Annotated in this window: 8 protein-coding genes; 6 read left to right on the forward strand and 2 right to left on the reverse strand. The window is 71.9% G+C overall.

The annotated features are described in order from the left end of the window. Positions 1 to 384: 384 nt before the first annotated feature. Together KTR66_RS21340 and KTR66_RS21345 are read left to right on the forward strand one after the other, a co-directional pair. Positions 385 to 1,206 (forward strand): hypothetical protein, encoded by an 822-nt coding sequence (locus KTR66_RS21340; RefSeq protein WP_213616232.1) that lies wholly within the window; start codon positions 385 to 387, stop codon positions 1,204 to 1,206. A gap of 10 nt (positions 1,207 to 1,216) precedes the next feature. Next, positions 1,217 to 1,540, forward strand: a complete 324-nt coding sequence (locus tag KTR66_RS21345; RefSeq protein WP_213616234.1) for a hypothetical protein — start codon at positions 1,217 to 1,219, stop codon at positions 1,538 to 1,540. 106 nt (positions 1,541 to 1,646) lie between these two features. Here KTR66_RS21345 and KTR66_RS21350 read toward each other — a convergent pair whose 3' ends face one another. Beyond that, the gene (locus tag KTR66_RS21350) at positions 1,647 to 2,381 is read right to left on the reverse strand and encodes an LOG family protein (protein ID WP_213616236.1); all 735 of its coding nucleotides are present in this window, start codon (positions 2,379 to 2,381) and stop codon (positions 1,647 to 1,649) included. A 94-nt stretch (positions 2,382 to 2,475) separates the two neighbouring features. Between KTR66_RS21350 and KTR66_RS21355 the strand changes: the two genes are divergently transcribed. After that, a complete protein-coding gene (locus tag KTR66_RS21355; RefSeq protein WP_213616238.1) occupies positions 2,476 to 4,062 on the forward strand; it encodes an MBL fold metallo-hydrolase RNA specificity domain-containing protein in 1,587 nt (528 codons plus the stop codon). A 56-nt stretch (positions 4,063 to 4,118) separates the two neighbouring features. Here the strand turns inward: KTR66_RS21355 and KTR66_RS21360 are convergent, their stop codons facing one another. Next, positions 4,119 to 5,138, reverse strand: a complete 1,020-nt coding sequence (locus KTR66_RS21360; protein ID WP_213616240.1) for an A/G-specific adenine glycosylase — start codon at positions 5,136 to 5,138, stop codon at positions 4,119 to 4,121. On the opposite strand from KTR66_RS21360, the gene KTR66_RS21365 reads away from it, so the two are divergent. The 3 genes from KTR66_RS21365 to KTR66_RS21375 form a co-directional block, all read left to right on the forward strand. Then, entirely contained in the window at positions 5,138 to 5,632 is a 495-nt protein-coding gene (locus KTR66_RS21365; RefSeq protein ID WP_249732322.1) for a DUF721 domain-containing protein, read from the forward strand. The genes KTR66_RS21360 and KTR66_RS21365 overlap by 1 nt on opposite strands. 63 nt (positions 5,633 to 5,695) lie before the next feature. Then, the gene (locus KTR66_RS21370; protein WP_213616242.1) at positions 5,696 to 6,307 is read left to right on the forward strand and encodes a thioredoxin domain-containing protein; all 612 of its coding nucleotides are present in this window, start codon (positions 5,696 to 5,698) and stop codon (positions 6,305 to 6,307) included. Continuing rightward, the coding region (locus KTR66_RS21375) for an AAA family ATPase (protein WP_213616244.1) at positions 6,304 to 8,052 on the forward strand (1,749 nt) is incomplete at its 3' end. The genes KTR66_RS21370 and KTR66_RS21375, both read left to right, overlap by 4 nt.

The raw sequence follows: 8,052 nt of genomic DNA on the forward strand, positions 1-8,052 counted from the left end.
GGCGGCGCAACCCGCCGCACCGGCCCGTTCCGCTTTTCCGCGGGGCCGCCCGCGCGCAGGACTGCCGATCATCCCGGGGTCGCGCAGGCCATCCTCCCCGGCCCACGATAAGAAAAAATTCCTGACTTCTGATCGTATTCATGCGATGTCATGAGCGCCGCGGCCGAACTGCGTCCGGCGATCCGCCGGGCAAGGTCCCATGCCTTTGGATGCAATCAGCTTGGCTCGGCGTGGCGCTGGCCGGGTGTAGCGCCATCGCCATGCGGCACGAGGCCAGCAGGCAGGCGGGGCATCGGCGCGGCTGAGCCCGCGCCACTCGCAAACCATTCCATGTCGTGAGCCGACGAGCGCCCAGGCGCGTCGCGGCGATGGAGAAGCCCGCCCATGTCCGACAAGGTCACCCTGGACGCCGCCGGACTGCGCGCGGCTGTCGCGGATGAACGATACTGGCGGCCCGGCCATCCCGAGAGGGACGCCTGGCGCGCCTGGGTCACCGAGGGCTTCCAGGCCATGTACGGGCGTGATGCCCGGCCGAGCGGCGGCCTCATCCAGGTGCGCGCCTATCTCCGCAACGGGCAACCGGTTGCCGCCCACACGCGCGCGGCGCCCGCTGGGGGTCTCATGGATGCTGGCGCGGATCGTGGCGGCGCGGCCCGAGGCATCAAGACGCGCGGGCCGTCAGGGGGTGACGCAGGTGGCTTCGGAAAGCTCGTGCTGCGCCGCCGAAGCTTGTTGGACGATGCCCATATCTCCCTGGCTGCGGCGCGACGACCGGACGGTGGCGGGGTGGGCGATCGGAAGGGCGTCATTCCGGAGGCAGGGGGTGGCGGAGGCGGCGCGGCTGCGGCGCCACAATCCGGCTTACGCGGCCAGACGCCGTCCACACCGGCCGCGACAGCTGCTGCCAGCCGACGCGAGATCCTCGAAATCGTGACGCCGAACGGGCAGCCAATTGGCACTCAACTGAGAGGTGCGACAACTGACATACGGACATTACCGGGAGGGCGCTCTGCGGGTGAAGCAATGTTCAACCGAATAACGCAGGGGCGCATCAGTGCTGACGTCACCCCAGGAAACTACCCTGGAAGGATGTATCTGCTCAACGATGGAACGGTGGTCGGATTCCGCCCGGTGACATCGAGCGGCAGCCCAGCGATCGACATCAACATTCCAGGTTTCAACGGCGTCACGAAACTGCATTTTTGAGGAGAGCAAGATGGCAAACGTAGGGGAGAAGCTTTCCCAGCTTGATGTGGCTGCGTCATGGGATGATCTGAGCTTTCCGATCATCCTGAACGCCATTCGGGACCTGGACGGCTCGACATCAGGCGATATCGACACCGAGCGCATGCTGCATTTCGTCGGTCTGATGCTGGACCACGGCTTCATCGCCGTGACGAGCCCCTATGATGATCCGCCCAGCGCGCCCTGGCCGGAGCAGGGCCGCGCCGCCATCCTGGAGAGGCTGCGGCGCGAGTGGGAAGCCCTGGACCATGAGGTGACCTTCCTGGATCTCTGCTGGTTCCACCGCGCCCCATGATTCGGGGCCTGGGCCCCGGCCACTGGAGGCCCTTTTGCTTCATCGAGGCCCGCGGCTTCCGCATGGCACGCGGCACGCGGCACGTCGCGCCGCGCCCGATCATGCCCTATCTTGGCGGCCTGATGTCGAGCGCGGCCCAGGCCGCCTCGGCATCCTCAGCGAAGCGCAGCAACGCCAGTTCGCCGGGGGCGATCATGCCCTCCTCGGCCAGCGCGTCCCAGTTCACGATGCGGCGCCAATAGGCCTCGTCCACCAGCACGATGGGCACATGGCCCAGGCGCTCGCTCTGGCGCAGCGTCAGCAGCTCGAACAGCTCGTCCAGCGTGCCGAAGCCGCCGGGGAAGACCACCAGCGCGCGGGCGCGGATGGCCAGGTGCATCTTGCGCAGCGCGAAGTAATGGAACTGGAAGGTGAAGTCGGGCGTGGTGTAGCGGTTGGGCTTCTGTTCGTGCGGCAGGCGGATGTTGAAGCCGATGCTGGGCGCGCCCGCCTCATGCGCGCCGCGATTGGCGGCCTCCATGATCCCCGGGCCGCCGCCGGTCGCGATCACATGGTCGCGCGCGCCGGCCACGGGGTGCAAGGCGCCGCCGCGCTCGGAGGTGATGCGCCCGAAGCGCCGCGCCTGCCCGTACCAATGCGCCTGGCGGCCCGGCCCATCCTCCCGCACGCGGGAGCTGCCGAAGACCACGATGGTGGAGCGGATGCCGGCCGAGCGCAGGATGTCATCCGCCTTGGTGAATTCCACCTGCAGCCGCACGCCGCGCATGGCGGGGCTGAGCAGGAAGTCACGGTCGAAGAGCGCCAGGCGATAGGCGGCGGAGTGATGCTCGTCTTCGGTCATGGGCCGGTCCTGCCCGGCTGGAGAATGTGCCGGATGCGGCGCATGATGCGCGCCTGAAGGCCACCGTCCAAGTGTGGCCACAAGGGGATACGCCATGGCCGTGACACTCACCTTCTGCGGGGCCGCGCGCACCGTCACGGGTCTCTGCCTGCTCTTCGAATGGGGGCGGCAGAAGGTGCTGGTGGATTGCGGCATGTTCCAGGGCCCGAAGACGCTGAAGGCGCTGAACCACGAACCCTTCCCCTTCGATGCGCGCGAGATCGACGCCGTGCTGCTGACGCATGCGCATATTGATCACTCGGGCCTGCTGCCGCGCCTGGTGAAGCAGGGGTTCGCGGGCCAGATCCACGCGACGGCGGCCACCATCGAGCTCTGCTCCTGCATGCTGCCCGATTCCGGGCATATCCAGGAGAGCGAGGTCAGGATGCTCAACCGCCGCAACCGCCATCGCGGGCGGGACGAGGTGGAGCCGATCTACACCGCGGCCGATGCCGAGGACGCGCTGGCCGCCTTCACGCCCGTCAGCTACGGGCAATGGGTCACGCCGATCGCGGGGCTGCGCGCGCGCTGGTGGAATGCGGGGCACATGCTGGGCTCGGCCTCGATCGAGCTGGAATTCGAGCGCGAGATGCGCGTGCTGGTCTCAGGCGATATCGGTCCCGACATCAGCGCCATGCAGCCCGACCCGGACGGCCCCCAGGGCAGCCAGACGGGCGGCGTGGATCACCTGATCTGCGAAAGCACTTATGGCGATGAGGACCGCCCGCCGGTGGACGAGGCCGCGCGGCGTGCGGCGATCACGGAGATCGTGCGGGACGCCGCCCGCCGTGGCGGCCCGCTGCTGATCCCGACCTTCGCGGTGGAGCGCGCGCAGGAGGTGGTGATGGACCTCGTCGCCCTCATGCAGAAGGGCGCGATCCCGGAGGCGACGATCTACCTCGACAGCCCGCTCGCCAGCCGCGCCACGAAGGTCTTCGCCCGGCATGCGATGGATACGGAGGCGGGGCACGCGCTGCGCGATGCACTCACCTCGCGCCGGCTGGAACATGTGGTGGATGGCGAGGCGAGCCGCCGCCTGTCGCATCAGGAGGGGTTCCAGATCATCCTCGCCGGCTCGGGCATGTGCGAGGCGGGGCGGATCCGGCATCACCTGAAGGCACGGCTGTGGGACCCGCGGGCCACCGTGGCGCTGGTGGGTTTCCAGGCGGAGGGCACGCTTGGGCGCCTGCTGCATGACGGCGCGAAGCGCGTGCGCATCCAGGGCGAGACGATCCAGGTGGCGGCGCGCATCGCGATGGTGGAAGGCTATTCCGGCCATGCCGACCAGCCGGAATTGCTGCGCTGGATCGCGGCGCGCGGCCCGGTGAAGGGCGGCCTGTTCCTCGTGCATGGCGAGCCGGAGGCGATGGAGGTGATGGCGGGCGTGATCCCGGGCATCAGTCCCGCGCGCATCATCCGTCCCGTGCTGGATGAGGGCTTTCGTCTGTCCCCGCATGCCATCCCCGAGCGGCTGCCGCCCCGGCCCGGGCGGCGCACCCACCCTGAGACTGTGGGCCGCCCCGATTGGCACAATGAACGCGCGGCGCTGTTGCTCGGCATCGAGGAGGCGATCGAGAAGGCGGGGGATGAGGCGACCCGCGCGGCGCTGATCGCGAAGCTGCGTGGGGCGCTTGCGTCATAGGGTCTGAGCGCCTTTCAGCACGGTCTGAAGCGTGATCAATCTTTGTTCATCACGCTTCAGATCAGCGGCAGCAGCTTCTTCATGGCACTCGGCAGGCTGCGGGCCGCCTGATCGCGCGGCACGCCCTCGGGCAGCGCTGCGACGCGCGCCAGCATCACGCGCATCGTCAGGTCGCGATGGGTGAAGCCGTGCTGCGCCACGCCGGGCCGTGCCTCCCAATCCAGGCCCGGGCGGGGGGCATGGGCCAGGGCCTCGGCATCGCTCCAGGGCGTGGGGCGCCATGGCGTGCCGGGCAAGGCGAGCATGCCGCCCAGCAGGCCGCTCTCCGGCCGGCGCTCCAGCAGGATGCGGCCGGCTTCGTCCAGCAGGGCGAAATGCACGCCGTGCAACGCGGTGCGGGCAGCCTTCGGCGACTTGCGCGGCAGGTCAGCCGCGATCCCGCGCGCGGCCGCCCGGCAGCCGGCGCGCCAGGGGCAGAGCACGCAGGCCGGGCTGCGCGGCGTGCAGATGGTGGCGCCCAGATCGAACAGCGCCTGGGCGAAATCGCCGGGGCGGGCGCGCATCTCGGGCTGGGCGGTGAAGCCATCGGCCAGGCGCCCCAGCTCGGGCTTGGCCGCGGGCAGGGGGGTCTCGATGGCAAACAGGCGCGCCACCACCCGCTCCACATTGCCGTCCAGCGGCACCAGCGCCTCGCCCAGCGCGATGGCGCCGATGGCCGAGGCCGTATAGGGCCCGATGCCGGGCAGGGCGCGCCAGCCGGCGGAATCCGCCGGGAAGCCGCCCGCCGCCACGATGGCGCGGGCTGCCGCATGCAGGTTGCGGGCGCGGGCGTAATAGCCGAGGCCCGCCCATTCCTCCGCGAGTTCCGACCAATCCGCCGCCGCCAGCGCACCCACATCAGGGAAGCGCGCGAGGAAGCGGTCATAGCGGGGGCCCACGGCGGCGACCGTCGTCTGTTGGAGCATGACCTCGCTCACCCAGATGCGGTAAGGATCGGGCGCCACATCGCGCCAGGCGAGGCGGCGGGCCGCGCGGTCATACCAGGCGAGCAAGGCAGCGGCGGAAGGATGATCCATTGGCCAAGTCAGAGACGCCGAAGCCCGAACTGTCCAGACCCGCCTTTGCGGGCCCGCAGGAACTGGGCGCGCTGATCCCACGCCTGACGCGCCCCGCCTTCCGCAAGCGCAGCCCCGATGCGGCGCAGATCCTGGCCGATTGGCCGCAGGTGGTTGGCCCCGAGATCGCCCGCATGGCCGAGCCCGTACGGATTTCGGCCGGCACGCTGACGCTGGCCTGCACCGGGCCTGCGGCGATGGAGCTCGGCATGGGAGCGCCGGCCCTGATCCAGCGGATCAACGCGCATCTGGGGCGGATCGCGGTGCGCAAGCTCGCCTTCGTGCAGCGCGCGCCGCGCGTGGAGGCGGCGCGGCCCAGGCGCCCGGCCCCCGGGCCCTTGCCGCCGCGCGTGGAAAAGACCTTGGAGGCGGTGCCGGGCGAGGAGTTGCGCCTGGCGCTGGAGCGCCTCGCCCAGGGTGTGTTTGCCCAGCGCGGCGCCTCCCGGAAGCCCTGAAGGTGGACATCCCGCCCCCCCTGCGCCATCTCTAGAGGCATGAAACGGAGCCGGAGGCAGGCCATGCAGATCACCCGTCGCAACGTCGGATTGATGGGTTTCGGGATCACGCTCGCGGCGCCAGGCCTCGCGCTGGCCCAGGCGGCCGATCCGCGCCTCGGCGTCCGCAGCACTGGCCAGGCCACGGCGCCCGTCACGGTCCTGGAGTTCTTCTCCCTCACCTGCGGCCATTGCGCGGCCTTCCACAACCAGGTCTGGCCGCGCGTGAAGGCCGAGCTGGTGAACACCGGCCGCATCCGCATGGTCTGGCGCGATTTCCCGCTGGATGGCGTGGCGCTGGCCGCCGCCGCCGTGGCGCGCGCCCTGCCGGAGGACCGCTACGAGGCCTTCATCGCGACGCTCTTCCAGACGCAGGATCGCTGGGCCTTCGCCCAGGGCCGCCAGATCGACGAACTCGCCCGCATCGCGGCCCTGGCCGGCATGGACCGCGCGCGCTTCGACGCCGTTCTGGCCGATGAGGCGCTGCGGCGGGGCATCCTGGAGCAGCGCATGGCCGCCGAGCGCGAGTTCCAGATCCGCGCCACGCCCTCCTTCGCCTTCAACGGCCGCCTGCACAGCGGCAACCTGCCCTTCGAGCAGTTCGCCCGGCTGGTGCAGGACGCGCCCCGTACGTGACGGAAGAGGCGCCGGAGAATTCCGGCGAACTCCCCAGCCCCCGCCGGCTCTCCGCCACCCTGACCGGGTTGCGGGTTGCCGGCTTCAAGAGCTTCGCCGAGCCCGTGCAGGTCCCCGTCCTGCCCGGGCTGACGGGCATTGTGGGCCCCAATGGCTGCGGCAAGTCCAACGTGGTCGAGGCGCTGCGCTGGGCTATGGGGGAAAGCTCGGCCCGCAGTCTGCGCGGCGGCGAGATGGATGACATCATCTTCGCCGGCACCGCGACCCGCCCCGCCCGCAACCTGGCCGAGGTGGTGCTGAGCCTGGAGGATGCGGAGGGCGTGGCCCCGGCGCCGATGGATCAGGCCGCCGAACTCGAGGTGATCCGCCGGATCGAGCGCGGCTCGGGCAGCCATTACCGGATCAACGGGCGCGAGGTGCGCGCGCGCGACGTGCAGACCATGTTCGCCGACCTCGCGAGTGGCCCGCGCGCCTCGGGCATGGTGAGCCAGGGGCGCGTGGCCACGCTGATCGGCGCCAAGCCCGAGGAGCGCCGCTCGGTGCTCGAGGAGGCGGCCGGCATCGCGGGGCTGCGCGCCCGCCGGCACGAGGCCGAGCTGAAGCTGCGCCAGGCCGAGACGAACCTCGCGCGCAGCGAGGACCTGCTGGCGCAGCTCAACCTCCAGCAGGAGGCGCTGCGCAAGCAGGCGCGGCAGGCGAACCGCTACCGGAACCTGTCCGGGCTGGTGCGCGATGCGGAGGGCGAGTGGTTCGCCATCCTCGTCGCCCGGGCCGAGGCGGCGATCGAGGCGGCGCGGGGGAACCAGGCCGGCCGTGCCCAGGCGCTGCAGCATGCCGAGGCGGCGGCGGAGGAGGCGGTGCGCCTGCATGCCGCCGCCCTCTCGGCCATCGAGACGCCCCGCGCCGAGGAGGGTGTGGCCCGCACCCTGCTGGAACGCCGGCGCGTCGAGGCGGAGAACATCGCCGCCGAGGCCGGCCGCGCCGCCGAGGCGCTGGCGGAGGCCGAGGCCGCGCTGGCGCAATTGCTGGCCGATCTGGAAGACGCCGCCGGGGTGGAGCGCGATGCCCGCGCCGCCGAGACCCGCGCCCAGCGCGAGGCGGCGGGCCTCGCTTCGGCCGAGGCGCAGCTCCCCGCCCGGATCGAGGCGGCGGAGGCCGAGGCCGCCGGGCTGGAGGGCGAACTCGCCGCCGCCGAGGCCGCGAATGAGGCGGCCACCGAGGCCGCGGCCTCGCTTGCCGCCCGTGCCAATCAATTGGCGGCCGAGCTGGCCTTCAGCGACCAGCGGGCCAAGCGGCTTTCCGAGCAGCTGGCCCAGATGCTCAGCCAGCGCGCCACGGCGGAGGCGCAGAGCGTGCCGCAGGCGGCGCTGGATGCGGCGGATGCGGCGCTCACGGCCGCCGAGGCGCGGCTGGAAGAGGCCCGCACCGGCTTCGAGGCGGCCGAGCGCGCCCGCGCCGAGGCCGAGCGCCGCGCCAATGCCGCCCGCGACGCCGCCCGCGCCGCCGAGATCGAGCGCGGCGCGGCCGAGCGTGCCCGCAGCGCCGCCGCCCAGCGCCTGCAATCGGCCCGACAGCGCGAGGAGGCCGCACGCCGCGCTTCCCCGCCCATGCCGGATGCCGCGCTGCTGCCCACGGCGCGCGAGGCCGCCGCCGCCGCCGAAGCGGCGCTCCGCGAAGCCGAGGCGCGGCTGGCCGCCGCCCGCGCCGCGCGGGAGGAAGCCGCGCGCGAGGCCGCCGCCGCCCGC

The sequence above is a fragment of the Roseococcus sp. SDR genome (assembly GCF_019083995.1).
In the GTDB taxonomy this organism is placed as follows: domain Bacteria; phylum Pseudomonadota; class Alphaproteobacteria; order Acetobacterales; family Acetobacteraceae; genus Roseococcus.

Bases quoted from the DNA above. Each gene is read 5' to 3' on its own strand.
- KTR66_RS21355 (WP_213616238.1), top strand. From the start codon at position 2,476: ATGGCCGTGACACTCACCTTCTGCGGGGCCGCGCGCACCGTCACGGGT.
- KTR66_RS21370 (WP_213616242.1), top strand. From the start codon at position 5,696: ATGCAGATCACCCGTCGCAACGTCGGATTGATGGGTTTCGGGATCACG.
- KTR66_RS21350 (WP_213616236.1), bottom strand. From the start codon at position 2,381: ATGACCGAAGACGAGCATCACTCCGCCGCCTATCGCCTGGCGCTCTTC.
- KTR66_RS21345 (WP_213616234.1), top strand. From the start codon at position 1,217: ATGGCAAACGTAGGGGAGAAGCTTTCCCAGCTTGATGTGGCTGCGTCA.
- KTR66_RS21360 (WP_213616240.1), bottom strand. From the start codon at position 5,138: ATGGATCATCCTTCCGCCGCTGCCTTGCTCGCCTGGTATGACCGCGCG.
- KTR66_RS21340 (WP_213616232.1), top strand. From the start codon at position 385: ATGTCCGACAAGGTCACCCTGGACGCCGCCGGACTGCGCGCGGCTGTC.